At 61.3% G+C, this 18,605-nt stretch carries 21 protein-coding genes; 12 read left to right on the forward strand and 9 right to left on the reverse strand.

Going from position 1 to position 18,605, the window contains the following annotated elements:
* The first annotated feature begins 17 nt into the window (after positions 1-17).
* From KCX70_RS14245 to KCX70_RS14260, 4 genes are all read left to right on the forward strand, one after another.
* Positions 18-644 (forward strand): DNA-J related domain-containing protein, encoded by a 627-nt coding sequence (locus KCX70_RS14245; protein WP_212617947.1) that lies wholly within the window; start codon positions 18-20, stop codon positions 642-644.
* A 138-nt stretch (positions 645-782) separates the two neighbouring features.
* Positions 783-1,382 (forward strand): Yip1 family protein, encoded by a 600-nt coding sequence (locus KCX70_RS14250; protein ID WP_021208433.1) that lies wholly within the window; start codon positions 783-785, stop codon positions 1,380-1,382.
* Between the two features lie 221 nt (positions 1,383-1,603).
* The gene (locus KCX70_RS14255; RefSeq protein WP_102852162.1) at positions 1,604-2,269 is read left to right on the forward strand and encodes a Yip1 family protein; all 666 of its coding nucleotides are present in this window, start codon (positions 1,604-1,606) and stop codon (positions 2,267-2,269) included.
* A gap of 54 nt (positions 2,270-2,323) precedes the next feature.
* Positions 2,324-2,818, forward strand: coding sequence for a SprT family zinc-dependent metalloprotease (locus KCX70_RS14260; protein WP_021208431.1), 495 nt, complete (start codon positions 2,324-2,326; stop codon positions 2,816-2,818).
* 10 nt (positions 2,819-2,828) lie between these two features.
* On the opposite strand, the gene KCX70_RS14265 is transcribed toward KCX70_RS14260, so the two are convergent.
* The gene (locus tag KCX70_RS14265; protein ID WP_021208430.1) at positions 2,829-4,016 is read right to left on the reverse strand and encodes an MFS transporter; all 1,188 of its coding nucleotides are present in this window, start codon (positions 4,014-4,016) and stop codon (positions 2,829-2,831) included.
* A 327-nt stretch (positions 4,017-4,343) separates the two neighbouring features.
* Between KCX70_RS14265 and KCX70_RS14270 the strand changes: the two genes are divergently transcribed.
* The 6 genes from KCX70_RS14270 (at position 4,344) to KCX70_RS14295 (ending at position 9,480) form a co-directional block, all read left to right on the forward strand.
* A complete protein-coding gene (locus KCX70_RS14270) occupies positions 4,344-4,493 on the forward strand; it encodes a periplasmic nitrate reductase, NapE protein (RefSeq protein WP_031311054.1) in 150 nt (49 codons plus the stop codon).
* Positions 4,494-4,568: 75 nt separating this feature from the next.
* On the forward strand, positions 4,569-4,832 hold the full coding sequence (locus KCX70_RS14275) for a chaperone NapD (RefSeq protein ID WP_021208428.1): 264 nt from the start codon (positions 4,569-4,571) through the stop codon (positions 4,830-4,832).
* Entirely contained in the window at positions 4,829-7,333 is a 2,505-nt protein-coding gene (gene napA / locus KCX70_RS14280) for a nitrate reductase catalytic subunit NapA (RefSeq protein ID WP_021208427.1), read from the forward strand. Before KCX70_RS14275 ends, napA begins: the two co-directional genes overlap by 4 nt.
* A gap of 11 nt (positions 7,334-7,344) precedes the next feature.
* Complete coding sequence (locus KCX70_RS14285; protein WP_212617948.1) at positions 7,345-7,827, forward strand: nitrate reductase cytochrome c-type subunit; 483 nt, start codon at positions 7,345-7,347, stop codon at positions 7,825-7,827.
* Between the two features lie 10 nt (positions 7,828-7,837).
* Entirely contained in the window at positions 7,838-8,434 is a 597-nt protein-coding gene (locus KCX70_RS14290) for a cytochrome c3 family protein (protein ID WP_212617949.1), read from the forward strand.
* A gap of 254 nt (positions 8,435-8,688) precedes the next feature.
* Positions 8,689-9,480, forward strand: a complete 792-nt coding sequence (locus KCX70_RS14295; RefSeq protein ID WP_102852165.1) for a dienelactone hydrolase family protein — start codon at positions 8,689-8,691, stop codon at positions 9,478-9,480.
* An 82-nt stretch (positions 9,481-9,562) separates the two neighbouring features.
* On the opposite strand, the gene KCX70_RS14300 is transcribed toward KCX70_RS14295, so the two are convergent.
* A complete protein-coding gene (locus KCX70_RS14300) occupies positions 9,563-9,964 on the reverse strand; it encodes a hypothetical protein (protein WP_212617950.1) in 402 nt (133 codons plus the stop codon).
* A gap of 30 nt (positions 9,965-9,994) precedes the next feature.
* Here KCX70_RS14300 and KCX70_RS14305 point away from each other — a divergent pair, with 30 nt between their 5' ends.
* Both KCX70_RS14305 and KCX70_RS14310 read left to right on the forward strand, forming a co-directional pair.
* Positions 9,995-10,432, forward strand: a complete 438-nt coding sequence (locus KCX70_RS14305) for a hypothetical protein (RefSeq protein WP_212617951.1) — start codon at positions 9,995-9,997, stop codon at positions 10,430-10,432.
* Positions 10,429-10,830, forward strand: coding sequence for an META domain-containing protein (locus tag KCX70_RS14310; protein WP_212617952.1), 402 nt, complete (start codon positions 10,429-10,431; stop codon positions 10,828-10,830). The genes KCX70_RS14305 and KCX70_RS14310 overlap by 4 nt, the downstream gene beginning before the upstream one ends.
* A gap of 355 nt (positions 10,831-11,185) precedes the next feature.
* On the opposite strand, the gene KCX70_RS14315 is transcribed toward KCX70_RS14310, so the two are convergent.
* The 7 genes from KCX70_RS14315 to KCX70_RS14345 all read right to left on the reverse strand — a co-directional run bounded on the left by KCX70_RS14315 (position 11,186) and on the right by KCX70_RS14345 (position 18,567).
* On the reverse strand, positions 11,186-14,908 hold the full coding sequence (locus KCX70_RS14315; protein ID WP_249121645.1) for a DUF6701 domain-containing protein: 3,723 nt from the start codon (positions 14,906-14,908) through the stop codon (positions 11,186-11,188).
* Positions 14,909-15,251: 343 nt separating this feature from the next.
* Positions 15,252-15,668, reverse strand: coding sequence for a hypothetical protein (locus tag KCX70_RS14320; RefSeq protein WP_212617953.1), 417 nt, complete (start codon positions 15,666-15,668; stop codon positions 15,252-15,254).
* Positions 15,658-16,536, reverse strand: coding sequence for a PulJ/GspJ family protein (locus KCX70_RS14325; protein ID WP_021208418.1), 879 nt, complete (start codon positions 16,534-16,536; stop codon positions 15,658-15,660). Before KCX70_RS14325 ends, KCX70_RS14320 begins: the two co-directional genes overlap by 11 nt.
* Positions 16,533-17,030, reverse strand: a complete 498-nt coding sequence (locus KCX70_RS14330; RefSeq protein WP_021208417.1) for a prepilin-type N-terminal cleavage/methylation domain-containing protein — start codon at positions 17,028-17,030, stop codon at positions 16,533-16,535. Before KCX70_RS14330 ends, KCX70_RS14325 begins: the two co-directional genes overlap by 4 nt.
* The gene (locus KCX70_RS14335; protein WP_212617954.1) at positions 17,027-17,473 is read right to left on the reverse strand and encodes a pilus assembly FimT family protein; all 447 of its coding nucleotides are present in this window, start codon (positions 17,471-17,473) and stop codon (positions 17,027-17,029) included. The genes KCX70_RS14330 and KCX70_RS14335 overlap by 4 nt, the downstream gene beginning before the upstream one ends.
* A gap of 92 nt (positions 17,474-17,565) precedes the next feature.
* Positions 17,566-18,045: a pilin gene (locus KCX70_RS23440; protein ID WP_021208415.1), complete on the reverse strand. Its 480-nt coding sequence runs from the start codon at positions 18,043-18,045 to the stop codon at positions 17,566-17,568.
* 21 nt (positions 18,046-18,066) lie between these two features.
* On the reverse strand, positions 18,067-18,567 hold the full coding sequence (locus KCX70_RS14345) for a type II secretion system protein (protein WP_272876410.1): 501 nt from the start codon (positions 18,565-18,567) through the stop codon (positions 18,067-18,069).
* Between the last annotated feature and the right edge of the window lie 38 nt (positions 18,568-18,605).

The following is an 18,605-nucleotide window of genomic DNA, read 5'->3' on the forward strand; positions in this document are numbered from 1 at the left end:
GTGCTAGGCTAGCCGCCATGAACGAAGACCTCGAACCGCAGATGGACCTGGCCGAGCAGATATTCGTATTGCTGCGAGAACAGCCGGAGGGCTGCAGCGAATACCAGCTGATCCAGCAGCTCAAGGCCCGTCACAGCACTCACATCCCCAACCTGCCATTACTCGACAAGCTGGTGCTGTATCGCACCCATTTTCTGGTGTTCAACGCACTCTACGGTCTGCGCGATCAGCTCTGGGGCGAGGCCAGCCACAGCCTGCAGATTTCTCCTCTGTGCGTACGGCTGCAGCCCTACGTGCCCGGTGCCGCCGGCATCGTCGAAAATGATCCGCTGCGCGACTATTACCTGAACATGAGCAACCTGCGCGACACCGACGAAGCGGAGGTGGAACGCCTGCTGGCCAGTTTCTGGTCGAGGATGCGCGGCGACGACCCGGAGACGAGCGGCGGCTGGGACCCTGAGCAAAAGCGCGCGGCCCTCGAGTTGTTCGAGCTGGATAAGGAGGCCGCGTCACTGAGCCTGCACACCATCAAACGCCGTTATCGCCAGCTGGTCAGCATCCACCACCCTGATCGGGGTGGCAGCACCGCTCGGCTGCAGTCAATCAATCTGGCGATGGAAATACTGCAACGCTATTACCGCTAGCACGATAGCTTCCAAACGCTCTAACCAACGCCGGTGCGCCGTATCGCCGAGTTCCTATACTGCGACTTAAGGTCGCACGCCCGTCCAACTGACGGCACGCCAGGCGAAGCGACCCTCCAAAACTGAGGAGACGCTGGCATGATCAATCACGTTTGGGGACTCTTTGCTCACCCTGGCCAGGAATGGCAGGAAATCACCGGAGAAGAACGCAAGGTCGGCCATCTGCACCTCGGAGAGGTGATGGTACTGGCGGCAATACCGGCCATATCGGCATTCATCGGCACCACCCAGGTCGGTTGGAGCATCGGTGGTGGCGAAGCGGTGAAACTCACCGAAGGCAGCGCGATGCAACTCACCCTGCTGTCTTACCTCGCGATGCTCGCGGGCGTCGGGGTCATGGGAGCCTTCATTCACTGGATGTCGCGTACCTACGATGCCAGCCCCACCCTGGTGCAATGCATCGTTTTCGCGGCCTATACGGCTACGCCGCTGTTCGTTGGTGGTCTGGCTGCGCTCTATCCACACATCTGGCTGGGCATGATCGTCGGTACGGCAGCGATCTGTTACACCACCTATCTGCTCTATGTCGGCCTGCCGACGTTCATGAACATCCCATCCGACGAGGGCTTCCTGTTCTCCAGCTCGATACTGGCGGTCGGCCTGGTCGTGCTGGTCGCCATCCTCGCGCTGTCGGTGATCATGTGGGGCATGGGGGTCGGCCCGATCTACGTTCGCTGAACCTGCCCTCCTCTTCATCCCGCCGGCGTGATAGCTCACGCCGGTTTTTTTTTGCCAACGGCATCGTCATTTGGCGTATCGCCACTTCGCCGTCCGCAACCTGACAAGGCATGGGCGTAGCGTCACGCCCGCCAACCAACGGTTATGGATTTGAATCCCTGTCGAGCGTGAGCGTCTATATCAGCAACAACAGCGCTCAAGCATCGGCATCAGGAGGCTCCATGACCCCAGAATTCATCAGCTTGTTCACCCGGCCGGACCGCGCCTGGGAAACCATTCGCCAGAAGGAGGACGCCCACAGCCTGCACTACCTGATGCACCTGCTGTTACTGGCGCTGATTCCCAGCGTATGCCTGTTCATCGGAGTCACCTTTGTGGGTTGGAGCCTGGTGGATGCGGAGCGGGTCAGGCTCGACTTCGCCAGCGCCTTCCAGCTGTGCCTGCTGCTGTACGTCACCATCGTCATCGGCACGGTGATCATGGGCTTCTTCGTACGCTGGATGGCGCGCGCCTTTGAAGTACGGCCGAATCTGAATCAGTGCATCGGTTTCATCGCATACGTGATCACACCGTTTCTGGTCGCCGGCGTAACCGGCCTGTACCCGAATCGCTGGTTCGCGGCCATTGTCCTGCTGATCGCCGGCATCTACTCCACCTACCTGCTGTTCACTGGCCTGCCGGCCTTCATGCGCCAGCGCAACTCGCAGAGCTTTCTCTATGCCAGTTCGATCTGGGGTGTCGCCCTACTGGTACTGGTTACGGTGCTGGTCAGCATGATTCTGTTCTGGACGCTTTCGCTCGAACCCAACTACGAGCGGACCGTGCAGCAGAATCAGAGCTATGGGACGCAGGACGAACGTCCGCAGGAGGAGCCCGGCGGTCTCTGAACGGTTGCCAGCCTGGCGTGTTGGGGCATAATTCCGGGCTTCTTCGGAGGCCCTATGCCCGAACAGCTTCATGCCCGTGTCGAGGCCTGCTATCAACAGGCCGAGACCTTCTTCAACCGGCGCTTCGAACGCCCGCAGGTCAGCTTCAAGCTACGCGGGCAGAAAGCCGGCGTCGCACACCTCAACTCCAATCTGTTGCGGTTCAACCCGCAGCTGTACCGAGAAAACCGCGAGCACTTCCTCAAGCAGACCGTAGCGCACGAAGTCGCTCATCTGATCGCGCATCAGATGTTCGGCGGTCGGATCCGGCCCCATGGCGAGGAATGGCAGTTGATCATGCGCGGCGTCTACGAGCTCGTGCCGGATCGCTGCCATACCTATGAGGTCAGCCGCCGCCCGGTCAGTCGCTACATCTACCGCTGCGCCTGTAGCGGTCAGGATTTCCCCTTCACTTCGCAGCGGCATGCGCTGGTTCGTAAAGGGCGTCGTTATTTCTGCCGTAGCTGCCGCGCCACGCTGGTATTCAGCGGCGAGCAACGGCTCGAATAATCGGCCGAATCTATAGAGATCTGGCCCGCCAGGCGGCGAGCACGAACAGCGCTGCGAGTACGGCCATCAGCGGCAGCCAGCCGGCATGTTCCCAGACATAGCCCGCGGCATATCCCACCACGCTCGACCCCAGGTAGTAGGCGCACAGATACAGCGCTGAAGCCTGCGCCTTGGCCCCCGAAGCATGAATGCCGACCTGCCCGCTGGCGACCGCATGCGCGGCGAAGAATCCCAGCGTAAACAGCGCCAGACCGATGACGATAGCCACCAGCCAGGGCGTGGAACACAACCCCACCCCTAACAGCATGAGTCCGACACCCGCCTGGAGAACGGTCCGCGCCCCGAACCGCGGCACCAGTCGCCCAGCCCAACCGGCGCTGAAAATGCCTGCCAGGTAGACGACGAACAGCAAGCCGATCACCGTCGAGGAAAGGCCGAACGGCGCACCTGCCAGGCGGAAGCCTATGTAGTTGAACAAGGCAACGAAGCCACCCATCAGCAGGAACGCCTGCAAGAACAGCGTGCGTAAAACGGGATCGCTCAAATGCCGGGCGAAGTTGGCCAGCAGACCTTGCAGCGACAAGGGTTGCGCCTTGAAATGCCGTGACGCCGGCAGCAGCCAGACGAACAGGCCCAGCGCGACCATCCCGAGAACGGCGATCGCGCCCAGCGCGAACTGCCAGCCGCCGATGTCGCTCAGCAACCCAGACAACAAGCGCCCCAACAGCCCACCGAGCGCCGTCCCGCCGATATACAAGCCCATCGCCGCCGGCAGCGATTCAGGGTCGAACTCCTCGCCGACATAGGCCATCGCCAATGCCGGCAGCCCGCTGAGTGCGAGCCCCAGCAGGGCCCGCAGCAGGAGTAACAGCGTCCAGGATTCCACCGCTGCACAGGCCAGACCAAGCAGGCAAGCCAACCCCAGAGCGAGCCCCATGACCGGCTTGCGCCCCCAACTTTCCGCCAGGCCGCCAGACACCAACAGGCACACCGCAAGGGACAACGTGGTCAGCGACAAGGCCAGACTGCTGTTAGCCGCCGACACGGAGAAATGCGAGGCCAGAAGCGGCAACAACGGCTGCACGCAGTAAAGGATGGCGAAGGTGGCGAAACCGGCACAGAACAATGCCAGCGTCGCACGACGGTAGGCGGACGTTCCGCGCTTGAGATGAGTGCCATCGAACGAGTCAGTCGACATGCGTTTACCCCAAAGCCCGTACCTATCGTACGGAGCACAAAAAGCCGCGCAGCCTAGCACAACACGACGTGCCCGGACGCTCGCTGGCAAGCGGCCCGCCACCGAGACCGCCACACCCGGGCCGGAAATGGCAGCTGAGAACGACCACCTGGCGGATTGATCACCGAATCCGCCGTATTGCTTGAGCCAGATCAATGGAAATGCACGATTTGCTTATAACCTTAAGTTTAGTAGACGAATGACTTTGATTAAGCCGTCTGTGCTTCCTAGACTTTCGGCAACAGTCGGAGAGACAAGGTGAACGCAGTGCCCGATGACACCGACCACATGCCAGGCAAGCCCGAAGAAACGAGGCTGTTCGTTTTTCTGCTGGTCTTCCTGTTCCCCATTCTGAGCGTCGCGATAGTGGCCGGCTATGGCTTCATCGTGTGGTTCAGCCAGCTGCTGTTTTTCGGCCCGCCAGGCCCGCCAAGCTGATACCAGGCTTTTACACCCGATCAAACACCCCCCTTAGCTTGCCTTCCTTAATGCAGGCGGAGCCTTACTAAAAAAATGAACCACGACGCTCTGCATATCGCCAGCTTGCTTGTGCATTGCCGCCCTGAGCTGCTGGACGCCGTGAAACGCAACCTGGTGCTGCTCCCTGGAACCGAACTGCATCAGGAAAGCCCAGCGGGCAAGCTGGTGGTCGTCCTGGAAGCCGAACACGAGAGCCTTATCCTCGACACCATTCGCGACATCCAACAACTGCCCGGCGTGCTTAACGCTGCCCTGATTTACCACGAACTCCTCTCACCCGAAGGAGAGCCTGAATGAGCCTCACACGACGTCAATTTGCCAAGGCCAACGCCGCGGCCATCGCAGCCAGTGTGGCGGGTCTGCCGATCGCCACCAGCGCCAGTAACCTGGTCACCGATCCGGAAGCGACCGCGCTCAAGTGGAACAAGGCGCCCTGCCGGTTCTGTGGCACCGGCTGTGGCGTCATGGTCGCCACGGCCGGCGATCGTGTCGTGGCCACGCACGGCGACGTGAAAGCCGAGGTGAATCGCGGCATCAACTGCGTCAAGGGTTACTTTCTCTCGAAGATCATGTACGGCACCGATCGCCTGACGCAGCCACTGCTGCGCATGAAGGACGGGCGGTACGACAAGCAGGGCGAGTTCCAGCCAGTGAGCTGGGACCAGGCGTTCGACATCATGGAGGAGAAATACAAGGCCGCCCTGAAAGAAAGCGGCCCGAGTGCAGTCGGCATGTTCGGCTCCGGCCAATGGACCGTCTGGGAAGGCTACGCGGCCAACAAGCTGATGAAGGCGGGCTTTCGCTCCAACAACCTCGACCCCAATGCCCGCCACTGCATGGCTTCTGCCGCGGTCGGCTTCATGCGCACCTTCGGCATGGACGAACCCATGGGCTGCTACGACGATATCGAAGCGGCCGATGCCTTCGTACTCTGGGGTTCGAACATGGCTGAAATGCATCCGGTCCTGTGGACCCGGGTGACCGACCGCCGCCTGAGCGCGCCGCATGTCAAGGTCGCGGTCATGTCGACCTTCGAACACCGCAGCTTCGACCTGGCCGACATCCCGATGGTCTTCAACCCGCAAACCGACCTGGTGATTCTCAACTACATCGCCAACCACATCATTCAGAGCGGCGCGGTCAACCAGGACTTCGTCAAGAACCACACCAAGTTCGCCAAGGGTGCGACCAACATCGGCTACGGCCTGCGCCCCACCGACCCGCGTGAATTGAAGGCGGAAAACGCAGCCGTTGCCGGCAGCTGGACCGATATCAGCTTCGAGGACTACGCCGAATTCCTCAAGCCTTACACGTTGGAACACGCAGCTCACGAGTCAGGCGTGCCGGCTGAGCGCCTGAAGGCGCTGGCCGAACTCTATGCCGACCCCAAGACCAAGGTGATGTCGTTCTGGACCATGGGCTTCAACCAGCACACCCGCGGTGTCTGGGCGAACAACATGATCTACAACATCCACCTGCTCACCGGAAAAATCAGCGAACCCGGCAATAGCCCGTTCTCGCTGACCGGCCAGCCGTCGGCGTGCGGCACCGCGCGCGAAGTCGGAACCTTCTCTCACCGTTTACCAGCGGACATGGTCGTCACCAATCCGAAGCACCGCGCCGTGGCCGAGAAGATCTGGAAACTGCCCGAAGGCACCATTCAGGAAAAGCCCGGCTTCCATGCCGTCCAGCAGAGCCGTGAGCTGAAGGACGGCAACCTCAAGGTCTACTGGACCCAGGTGACCAACAACATGCAGGCCGGCCCCAACATCATGCAGGAAGTGCTGCCGGGCTGGCGCAACCCCGAGACCTTCGTCATCGTTTCCGACGTCTATCCCACCGTCTCCGCGCAGGCCGCCGACCTGATCCTGCCGGCGGCCATGTGGGTGGAGAAGGAAGGTGCTTACGGCAATGCCGAACGTCGCACCCACGTGTGGCATCAGCTGGTTTCGCCGCCCGGCGAGGCACGCTCGGACCTGTGGCAGCTGATGGAGTTTTCCAAGCGCTTCACCACCGATGAGGTGTGGCCCGCCGATCTGCTGGCCAAGGCGCCGGAGCTCAAGGGCAAGACGCTGTTCGAAGTCCTGTTCAAGAACGGTCAGGTCGACCGCTTCCCCACATCTGATATCGAAGAGGGTTACCGCAACCAGGAATCCGAGGAATACGGATTCTACGTGCAGAAGGGACTGTTCGAGGAATACGCCCAGTTCGGCCGCGGCCATGGTCACGACCTGGCGGACTTCGACCGCTATCACCAGGAACGCGGCCTGCGTTGGCCGGTGGTGGATGGCAAGGAAACCCGCTGGCGCTACCGCGAGGGCTATGACCCTTATGTCGCCAAGGGCGCCGGCGTCGAGTTCTATGGTTACCCGGACAAGAAGGCAATCATCTTTGCGCTGCCGTACGAAGTGCCGGCTGAGGTACCGGACGAGGAGTACCCCTTCTGGCTCAGCACCGGGCGTGTATTGGAGCATTGGCACACCGGCAGCATGACGCAGCGCGTCGACGAGCTGTACCAGGCGGTCCCCGATGCGCTTGTGTACATGCACCCCGACGACGCGCGTGATCTCAAAGCGCGCCGCGGCAGCGTGGTGAAAGTGATCAGCCGCCGCGGCGAAATGCAGGCGCGCATCGAAACCCGCGGTCGCAACAAGCCACCGAAGGGCCTGATCTTCGTGCCCTTCTTCGACGCCAACAAGCTGATCAACAAGGTCACCCTCGACGCTACCGACCCGATCTCCAAGCAAACCGACTACAAGAAGTGCGCCGTGAAGATCGAAGTGGTCAGCATCGCCTGAGGAGAGTCGCCATGAAATTTCGCTTACTGCCTTTGACCCTCCTCGCGGTATTTGGCCTGGCGGTTGCCGCCGGGCCCGATTACCCATTGGATGCCCCGGCCCCGGACGGTCGTCGCCCGGGCGGCACCCTGACTCAGGAGTTCACCCCACCGCCGCTCAAGGACGAAGAAAACAAGGACCTGCGACGCGAGCGCAACTACCCGGAGCAACCGCCCACCATTCCGCACACGATTCGCGGCTATCAGATCGACCGGAACAGCAACAAGTGCCTGTCCTGCCACAGCCGCGCCAACAGCGCGCGTACCCAGGCGCCGATGATCAGCATCACGCATTTTTCCGACCGTGATGGCCAGACGCTCGGTACCGTCGCCCCTCGCCGCTATTTCTGCACGCAATGCCATGTCGTGCAGCAGGACGTGAAGCCACTGGTGAAGAACGACTTCAAGAATATCGACAAGCTGCTCTATCACGAAAACAAGCAGAACGATCAGTGAGGACGCCCGGATGAAGTCGATACTGTCGTTTCTCAAGCGATACTGGACGGTACTACGCCGTCCCAGCGTGCACTACAGCCTGGGCGCCCTGGCACTCGGCGGGTTCGTTGCCGGCATCATTTTCTGGGGCGGATTCAACACTGCCCTGGAAGCGACCAACACCGAAACCTTCTGTATTTCCTGCCACGAAATGCGCGACAACGTGTACATGGAGATCAAGGACACCATCCATTACAGCAACCGCTCGGGGGTGCGGGCAACCTGTCCGGACTGTCACGTTCCGCACAAATGGACCGACAAGATCGCACGCAAGATGCAGGCATCGAAGGAGGTCTGGGGCAAGATCTTCGGCACCATCAACACGCGCGAGAAGTTCCTCGGCATGCGTCGCGAAATGGCCGAGCGCGAATGGCGTCGCTTGAAGTCCAACGATTCGCTCGAATGCCGCAACTGCCACAACTTCGACTACATGGACTTCACCAAACAGTCCCAGCGTGCGTCGAAGTTTCACTCCACCGCCCTGGCCAACGGCGAAGCCACGTGCATCGATTGCCATAAGGGCATCGCCCACCGCCTGCCGGACATGCACGGCGTGCCCGGCTGGTAATGGCGCAACCGGTCCGGTCGCGATGACCGGGCCGGATGCCATGACCGAAACCACTTTCGATCCCAGGGAGCGACGGCAGCCTTGTCAGCGCATCGTGACGCTCTTCCATCGCGACCGATGCTTACCGCGCCGCAAGGTCAGCCGCCAGAGAAACCGGCACGGTGAACCCTGCCCCGCCGTCACTGCCGGTTGCGCGCGGGCCGAACTCCGGCTATTTATCGAAGCACCTCGATAGCGTCGACAAGGAAACCACCATGCGTTACTACCTGCTCGGTACATTGATGGCCATGAGCGCCGTCGCCCATGCTGAAGTCCAGACCCGCGAAATCCCCTATACCGCCGCCGATGGCACCGAGATGATCGGCTACTACGCCTACGATGATGCGATCGAAGGCAAGCGCCCCGGCGTGGTAGTCGTCCATGAGTGGTGGGGCCTCAACGACTACGCCAAGAGCCGCGCTCGTGACCTTGCCGAACTGGGCTACAGCGCACTGGCCATCGATATGTACGGCGAGGGCAAACATACCGAGCATCCCAAGGACGCCATGAGCTTCATGAAGGCCGCGCTGTCCGATGCCGAGGCCGCCAAGGGCCGTTTCAATGCCGGGCTGGACCTGCTCAAGCAGCAAGCGCAGACCGATACCGAGAAACTTGCCGCGGTTGGCTACTGCTTCGGCGGCAAGGTCGTGCTGGACATGGCGCGCCAAGGCGCCCCGCTCGACGGTGTCGTCAGCTTCCATGGCGCACTGGCCACCCAAACCCGCGCCACCCCCGGCAGCGTAAAGGCACGCGTGCTGGTCGAACATGGCGCCGCCGACAGCATGGTCAGCGCTGACGACGTCGCGGCGCTGAGCGCCGAAATGGTCAAGGCCGGCGCCGACTACCGGCTCGTCTCCCTGCCCGGCGCCAAGCACGGCTTCACCAACCCCGGCGCCGACAAATTCCAGAAACAAGGCGTCGACGTGGCGTACAACCAGACCGCCGACGAACGCTCCTGGCAGGATATGCAGCGCTTTCTAGACGAGACCTTCGAGTCGGGGCAATAACGCAACCGCAGCCTCGTTTTCTGCCTGAGTTTTTTTGGCTTCAGGCTTCAGGCTTCAGGCTTCAGGCTTCAGGCTTCAGGCTTCAGGTTTGGCTCTGCATTCGGCTTCGGCTTCGGTTTTGCCTTTGGCTTTGGCTTTGACGAAGATCGCCGTCATGCACAACGCCGACGACGACGTCTTTGCCATTGTCTTTATCTTTGTCTTTGGCTTTGGCTTTGGCTTTGGCTTTGGCTTTGGCTTTGGCTTTGGCTTTGGCTGACTTTGACTTTGTCTTTCCTTCGGCTTCGACTTTGGCTTCGATCACCCACTCGCCCGAGATCAGCTCGGACTGCCCCCTCTCCCCTCTGGGGAGAGGGCTGGGGTGAGGGGGCAGAGTTCGCCACGCCGCCATCCCTTCAGTCCCCATCGCCTTATCCAATACCGCTACGCTCGCACCCAGCACTGCCACCACGCCCGACCGTGCTAGCATGGTCACCCAGCGCAACTCCCTCTCCAAACCAATCGATCGCGAGTCATGGCCGAACACGATTTCCGCTACACCCTGCTCAATCCCGGACACACCCTCACCGAATGTCGCGCCCTGGCACCGGGCCGTTACCAGGTCACCGGCAACGGCGGCAACGTCCGCTCCGGCGACGTCCTGATCGTCACGCTCAAGGGCAGCCGCGAGCTCTCCCAGCGCCTGACCGTCGACAAGGTCCGCCACCTGATCAATCCGCCCGGTCAATGGATGGCTGTAGCGACTGGCCCCGTATTCCGCGAACTGTCGATCCTCAACTGGCAGGTCGATTGCGACGGCTGCGGCAAACAACTGGACTTCGAGTTCGCGGTGGATGCCGCCAAGGGCGAAGCCGCCCGCGCCCCGGCCGCCGAAGCACGGATCGCCGAACTGGGCTGGAGGAACAATGCCGGCCGTCACCTGTGCCCTGCATGCCAGAGGGAGCAAGCATGAAAGCCCTCTTGATGGTCGGTTTGGCCGCGGTGTCCGTTACGGGTTGCTCGGTCGAGCCACTGACGCTGCAGAACGACGTCACCTACATCGCCGAGTGGATCGGCGACGAACCCGTGGTCGGACGTAATCCGGTCTCGCTGACCTTCAGCGAAGACCGCGCGTACGGCAACGCCGGCTGCAATCACTGGTTCGCCAGCTACCGGCTCGACGGCCAAAAGCTGCGCTTTAGCGAAATCGGAAGCACGCGCAAGATGTGCGCCGAGCACATCATGAAGCAGGAACAGCACTTCCTCGAACTGCTCTCGCAGATCGAGCGCTGGGATGTCTCCAAGATCGACCAACTACGCTTCTGGCCCACCCAGGGTGCTCCACTGCGCGTCTGGCCCGAACAGAACTGATTGCGCCAAAGCGGGGCACCGTCTGCGCACGAAGCACCTTCCACAGGCGCGCACGCCCCGTTTCGAGCTCGACGCCGCCCGGGGCGCCCTTCATGTTGCGCTATTCCTCGGGCAGCCGAACCTGAAGCCTGCCACCGAACCCCGCCCGAACCGTGGCTTTCAGCCGCCCTATCCTGCCGGAGCGGCGCTCAGATAGGCCGAAGCGACGCGGATTCGGACAATCTCCAGAAATTGGCACGACCGATGCAATAGCTCAGTCATAACCAGTTTCGGGGGCCCTGGTACAGGCAGGCCAGGGATTCCCCTCTTTTACAGCAGAATGACAAGGGGGCCGCTCAGTGAGCGGCCCCTCTGTTTATCGATAAATCTCTCGGCGAAAGATCAGCGGTCGGGCACCAGCGTAGCCGCCAAAGCTAGCGGTCGCGCTGGGGTTTGTCGCGCCGTTACCCAACCAGTCGAAGTAAAGCCAGCCGGGCACCTGCGGAGTCACTTGCAGCGTGCCGACATTGCCGGTGCCTGGCGCGCTCAGGGTCAGGAATCTCACGCCTTGCGAGGCTGCTCCAATCGTGACGCTGGTCTTGCCAGCCGTCAGTCTGCCGGTTGGATTGTCCAGTGTCGCCTCGCTGACCGCAGTGCAATTCACATCGGCCAGCGCGGTATCGGTGACGAAAGCCGTTCCGCTCCAACGTTCCAAGTAAAGCGGCAGGTTTAGCGGGCTAACCTCTGGCCCGGACGCCCCTGTCAACCGGTAACGGCCCAGAACCACCGATGCGCCACTCATGGGAAACGCGTAGTCGATCGGCGTATTGGTTGCCGTGGCGCTGGCGACGAAGATCCCATCCGAATCCACAAGCTTGGCGCGTGGCGTGAACACAGAAAGGGTTGCGTCGAATTGGCGATCATCGGGTCCCGGACTGGCGGCCCGCAGATAACGCAGCCCCAGATCGTCAGGGGCCAGAAAGGTTTTCGCCCCGTCACCCACAACGTCGGAGACGCTACCGAAAGCCGAACCGCTCGCTTCCAGCCTAGCCGCCACGCAATTGGCCTTGTTGGCCTCCGATGAGCAATCGAGCGATGCCGGCTGCCCAGCCCCTGGCTTGCGAGCATCCAACGCCACGCGGCCGGTATTTGAAAAATACGTGGGCGCCCAGCTGCTTGCGAAACGCCAGAACATATCGCGGTCGTAATTGGTAGTCACCATGCCACTACGATTCATGCCGCTAATCGTCAGGCTAGGCTTTGCGGTAATCCTCAACGGTTGGGCCTGGTAGGTAATGCCATTGCTGCAAACATTACCCAGGCTGCCACTTCCCGCCGCAGCCAGATAAGCGGGCGTTACTCGACCAACATTGGCCGAAAGGCCTCCAGCCACTGTTTCGTTATCGAGGTAACCACCCGCTGGCGGGGTAACCTTCATGCGGAATACCCCAACCTCGGAAAACTTCACCTGTTGCACCACCTCGGCGCTGGCAGCGCTGTATCCGGACGCACCCGGCAAGTGGTCATAAGTTGTCCGTCCGTCGAGGCTGGTATTGCTGGATAACAGGCTAAGCGTACCCGCCGCACCGCCGGATGGCTGGACCAGCTCCGAGATGATCGCGAGATTGCTGTGCCGAAAGTTGGGCGTGGTTGGGTTGCCGACACACAAGTCACTGTCGCCGCTGTCCGACTCCCAACCCACCGGCCGAAAGCGCACCGGGAAGCCATCGCCCGCCGCGATGAAAGCCGGGCACGTTGCATCACCCGCCGCACAGGTCGTCGTCGTGGCGTCGCTCCAGGCCGCGGGTTTGACACAAAACCCGACCGGCTTGACCACGAACTGCCTCGCGCCGGACATGATCAAATCGGCATCCTTATTGGCCGCGCTACCGGTATAGCGCACATTAAGCTCCAACTTACCGGCGTCGTTGTAACGGACATTGATGGGCGCCTGCGCATTGTCGTTGAACTTCAGGCGCATCGTGGTAGGGGCGCTCGCATTCGAGGACACAGGGGTGCCGTTGACCTCCAGAGACCGACCGGCGCCGGTATTGGGCTCGATGTAGGTCGACCATACCGTCAGATCACGGTCGACCTTTTGGAACGCCGGCACACAGCGTTGCGTAGTCTGGTCCTTACGGACGGCGTTGATCATCACTTCGCCAGAGAGCTTGTTGGATAGCTGCGTGGGGATATCGAACACGAAGCCCGAATCGACGAACTCGACGGCACAATTGACGCTCAGGCTCCCGGAGCCGATTTTGCATTTGGTTTCGGTATACGGCTTGGCGGCTGGCGTTGAAGCGCCTACCCCCAGCGTCACGGTGCCACTGGTCGTACGCGCCAGCGAAAACGCCCCTGTGCCACCTGTGAAGGTCTGGGTATCACTGCTGACTACGCCCTTGTTTGCTGCGGTTAACGTGGCCGTGGCGGTCACAGGCTCGGTGTACAACGAGCACGCGGCATCCAGGCAAGCCTTGACCGTGACCGGCATCGGTGAACAAGTCAGTCCCGTCTGTGGAGCGAAGATCTCGAAATGATCAATTTGCGCGCCCACCGCATTCATTTTGTTGGCGCAAACCTGGAGGTCATCCAGCTCGTGAATATTGACGTTGCCGCCCGTAGAGCCAGTAAAGCTGAGCATGAAGTCTTTCGGCACGGCGCCTTGACCGCTGTTGGTGCGCACGTCGTAGGGCGCAATCAAGGTGGTGTAATTGTTGCCGGTGCCGCCTGTGTCACGCTCAACCTTGACCAGCGTCTTGCCAGGCGTACGCGAATCGACGGTGATGCGATAGAGATGTCCGGGGCTCGGTGTGCTGGTGGCCGAGCCATTGTCGATGCCCGTCGCTAGGCTTCCGGTGCCGGTCAGATAGGCGTATTCGCTGCTACCGGAACCTCGAATGGCTACTGCATCGCTGCGCGAGCCCACCCCACCCACACGCCCTTCCGTGGGATTGGAATAGTTGCCGAACTCGTCGAGGCCGATGCCCAGCCAGCCGCCGGCGAAACCGGGTATGCCGGTTTTTTGCGCATACCCCAAGGAGCCGCCGAACGCACCGGGCTGCGGCGTCACACTCGCGTCCGACAGGATCAATGCCATGCCGTCGGCGCCACGGCTGCTCTTGCTCGAGTAACCGAAGTACTTGAATGTCACGGTGATGAGGTTGTTGGCGGCCGGAAACGTTCGTTGCACGGTGGCAGCGGTCGATGCATCGCCCGTGTCATCGGTCATCCGCAGGCGACCATTGACGATCCTCGGCGTCCCAAAGGTTCCACTGCGCGAGGTGACGACCCAGTCATTGCCCAGCACTGAGCGAGCGAAGGTGTCAGCAGAGGTCGTCAGGCAGCTCGGCGTGATGGCACCGTCGCAAAGGTCGGTCGGAGTCGTTGCCGTTGGGGTGCAAACGCCATAGACATGGCTGCTTCCGGTACCCGTGATGGTCGTATTACCCCAGGTTGCCGCCGTCACGTTGCCATTTACAACGCTGTCGTCGAGCCGGACCTCGTTGGTGGTGCTCATGTTTCCCGTCAGGGTGGTGCGGCTCAGAACGATATTGTTGCTCGTCGCCGTCACGTTACCCGTCACGTTGGTACCGGTCAGAGTGATCTGGCAGCAGTTGCTGCTGATCGCACCGGTCACAGATCCGCCAGTAACCGTGACAGCACCCGACGTGGCAGCCAGGCCTCCACCGAATACCGCCGCGTTACCGACAATCGTCTGGCCCGTAACGCTGCCCCCGACGCGTCCACCCTCTACCAAGATAGTGCCGTAGCTATTGCTGACACTGCCCGCGATCACCGTGCCGCTGGTCGCCGTGACATCGCCGCCATTTACCAGGTTGGCTTCAAGCGTGCTTGCCGATAGCAGACTCGTTCCGGTAACCGTCAGGTTGCTTTTGAAAGTCGTGCCACTTGCGGTGAGGTTGTTGTTGACCCGGGCAGTCCCGCTGATTGACGTGTCCGTCAGGCTCGTAGCGCCACTGCTTAACAGCGTGCCGGTAACCGCGGTTCGGACAAGGGTCACCCCGCCGCTGCCGGCCTCGACCGCCCCGTTCACGGTCGTGGTGGTGAGAGATATCGCGCCACTGGTCGAAGTCATCGACCCGTAGACCGTATTGGTCCCCGTAGCGGTCAGCGGACTGTATCCAGAGTTGAGCGAGACGGACCTGCTTGACGTGCCGATCACGTTGCCGCGTAGAGCGAATCCGCCGCTCGCGGAAACGTTTACATCGCCAAGTGGCCAATCGGCGGTAAGCGTGTCACCGCTACCCAGCGACACGGACCCTGAGCAATAAAAAGTCCCGCTATCGTAAGACCAATTACCGGTACAGGGTGCGTTGGTGCCGTATCCGAAATACCAATAAAAGGAATAGTTCGCCGCAGATGCCAATCCAGGCGACATGCACAGCAACAACAGCAAGCTGCGTATGACTGCTGAAGTCTTAGTTCCCACTGGCTTCGACCCTCGCGTGCAATCGCCTGTAGGCATAATCCGGACGAGTCGCAGGCGTCGGCGCGTTTTGCGCAACGGCGTCGACACTGAACATCGTCACCGTCTTGCCGTTCTCGCGAGCCGGATAGACAGTCGCTACGCAACTGACCGACACGCCGGAAAATTCGGCCAGCGTGCCGTCCAACGCAAGACTGCCAGAGCCCGCACACGCGCCGTCCTTCACAGCACGCCGGATGCCCCATTCAAGACCGGCCCTCGCCGCCTGGTAGGCGCGGGCCTGCTGCAGTGACAAACTCAAGGACCCGCCGGTATTGATCGACAGGCGCGCCATGCCAATCACCGCCAGCGCAACGACGATCATCACGAACATGGCCGCCACCAACGAAAACCCGCGTTCACGGCGCATTGTCGACTTTCACCTGTTGTTGAAGGGTGATGGATTCGCCCTCACGCGTGAGTGTCAGGCTCAGCGTCACCAATCCCGGTCGCTGTGGCGTGCCTGGCTGGTAGTTGATCTGGCAGCCGGTCACGTAGGGCGCCACCCGCACGGCATCCGCCGGCAACGTACTCGGTGCGGTCGCCGTCAGGGTCGTGCGGGTATAGCGCGCCAACTGTCCACCTTCGGCAGCCGGTTCACAGCGATAGCCGATGACCTGGTCAGCCAGATAGAACCGCCGCTGCGGTGAGGGATACGCAAAGGTGAATCCTGCGGCCGACAGGCCATTCAGGCTTACCTGTGTTTCGCGACTGGTGGCGTTGGCTGCAGCAGTGAAGGAAGCGCCAGTGGGTGTGATCACCCCCGGGTTGGCATAGGCCCACACATTGGCCCCGGCCGAAGGGTTGCCACCGCTACTGGCGCCCAGGTTGTAGACCACCAGCCAACGGGCGCCGCTGACATCGAAGTTCGGATCCAGCACCTGAAAACCATCACAACGGCCATTGGCCGTCTCGCACCCACTCAACTCGGCGGAAAAGCGCAGGCTATCGCTCCCGGCCCGGTTGGAGACATACCGGCCGGCATTGAGGATATTGAGCATTTCCAGCGTGCGGCCGTCGGCCGACTGACGTACCGAGTTGGGTACCGCCAGGCGGATATCGCGCGCCGCTCGGTTGAGAGCCAGAGACGCCAGTTCTACCAGCTCGCCGCGTCGGCTCTGGTCGACATACGCATCCAGCGGTCGCTTGAGCACCACCGTGATCATCACCAGGACGATGGCGCTGAGCGCAATCACGATGACCAGCTCGACGAGGGTGAAACCACGCGTTGGCTTCATGGGCAACGCTCCACGCCGCTAGCGTCGATTTCGCCATAGCAGGTCCGCATGCCGGCGAGTTTCAGCGCCTGGCCGGACGGATCGATAACGGTCACCTCGACGCGACGGGCCAGTACTCCATTCCAGTCAGCCAGATTGGCAACAGCGACCCGTACCCGATACTCCGACAAGCCGGTGATGGCGTTGCCCGCCGCATCGCGCGCGCCCTGATCATCCAAATCAGCGTAATCACAGAGGTCGTCGAACCGTGCACGTGGCAGGCCAACTGTCGCCGCACAGCTTCCGGTATTGAAGCTGCTCGGGTCGAGGTAGGGCTGCGTGAGGATTTCTTCGAGGTAGCCTTCGGCAATCGTCAGGCTCTGTTGGCGCAACATGGGGTCAGCAGAGCGGCCAACCATGGATGCCATCGCCGAATAAAGCGCAGCTGCGGCAATCCCGATGATCATGATGCTGATCACCAGCTCGATCAGCGTCATACCCTGCTGGCGCTTCATTGCACCAGCCCGGTTTCGGCGGTCACACTGAAAGTGAATGCACCGATGGTGGCGCTCGCCGCGCTGGAGGGGCGCCCCAGCGAGTCGAACACCACGGGGAAATTGGTGGCCGATACCGAGACGCCTGCGGGCAAATCGGTATTGGCAAAGGGTATCTGGCCGTCCGGCCCCTGCACCTCAGCGCTATAAGCGCCGGAGGTACAGTTCGCGGCACGGCGCAGCTGGTAGCCACCCGCGCCCAGGCTGATCTGCGTCAGGCAGCCGCTGGCCAAGGCTAGCTTCTGCGCGTAACGCACGGCCGAGACCGTCTCTTCGAAAAACAGGCGCTCATCGAACACCCGCCGGTCAAAGAATCGCGGCCCCACCACAGCGGCGAGGATGCCGATGATGACCAGGGTCAGCACCAGCTCGACGAGGGTGAAGCCGGATTGGCCACAGTGCATACCTATTTTTTTATGCATTTATCGACGGACTACGCTGAGCGGACCACGCACATAAAAAGGCCTTAGCCAATCACCAGCGGCCTACTAGCGGATCAATTACATCTGGCCTTGGTCACATTCGACGTGTTGATGGCTGGAGCGGCATCAACTGCCGCCGTGGTGCCGGCAGCAGCGGTGTAGTTGGTTGTGTAAGTAAAAGAACAACTGCTGTTTGCATTCGAGGTCACGGTTAGAACGTTGCCAGTTGCTGTGACGGTATAGTCAGCGCCGCTCGTTTCAAGTTGAGCAGCCTCGCCGATGCCCTCGTTGGTGGCTGCAGGATATGTCCCAATCATTGCGATAGATTTTCCTTCCAAGGTGATAGTGTTACCGGTCGGCTTGGTCACCAGCGCTTGGGCATGCGCAATAGCTGACGCCGACTTCACCGAACCAGCGATGCCCTGCATAGCAGCCACCCGAGCATCAGTACCAAAATCCGCAAATCGCGGCAGCGCAAACGCCGCCAAAATCCCCAGTATCACAATCACCATAATCAGCTCGATCATGGTGAAACCGCTTTGTTGCTTCTTCATGGTGTTGCTCCCGTTGTGTAATCAGTTGAAGGTGACGAAAACTTCGCCGGTATTGGCGTTGTACTCGATGATGTCGTCAGCCCCATCGAGCGTGTAGGCGTACAGGCAGCGGGTGCCGTTGGCCGTGGCGGTGAAGGCCGCCTGGTTCCCGTTGACCGTGGGCGCCGATGCTTGCAGCAGGTTGCCCCATAGCCGCCGGCATTCGTCGGCGGTCATGGCCGTATTGATCCCCGGCGTTCCACTGCGCTCGGTGCCTACCGGCCAACCGGCCGCGTTGACGTCGAGCGTTCCGTTGCCATAGCCCGCCACGTTGATCTGGCAGTTGCCGGCGACGCAAAGGTTGGTGCCGCCATTGCGATTGAGCTCGTATTGCCCGCGCAGGAGCGACACCGCCGAGGTAAACGCCCCGCCAGCGCTGCGCACCGCGGCACGGTGAGCGTCTTTGGCCGAATCGATGAAGTGCGGAAGCGCTACTGCGGCCAGGATGCCGAGGATCGCGATCACCACAACCAACTCGATCATCGTGAAACCTGTTTGCGGTTTGTTCATGCGTTGCCGGT

Source organism: Stutzerimonas stutzeri, assembly GCF_018138085.1.
Classification (GTDB): Bacteria; Pseudomonadota; Gammaproteobacteria; order Pseudomonadales; family Pseudomonadaceae; genus Stutzerimonas; species Stutzerimonas stutzeri_AI.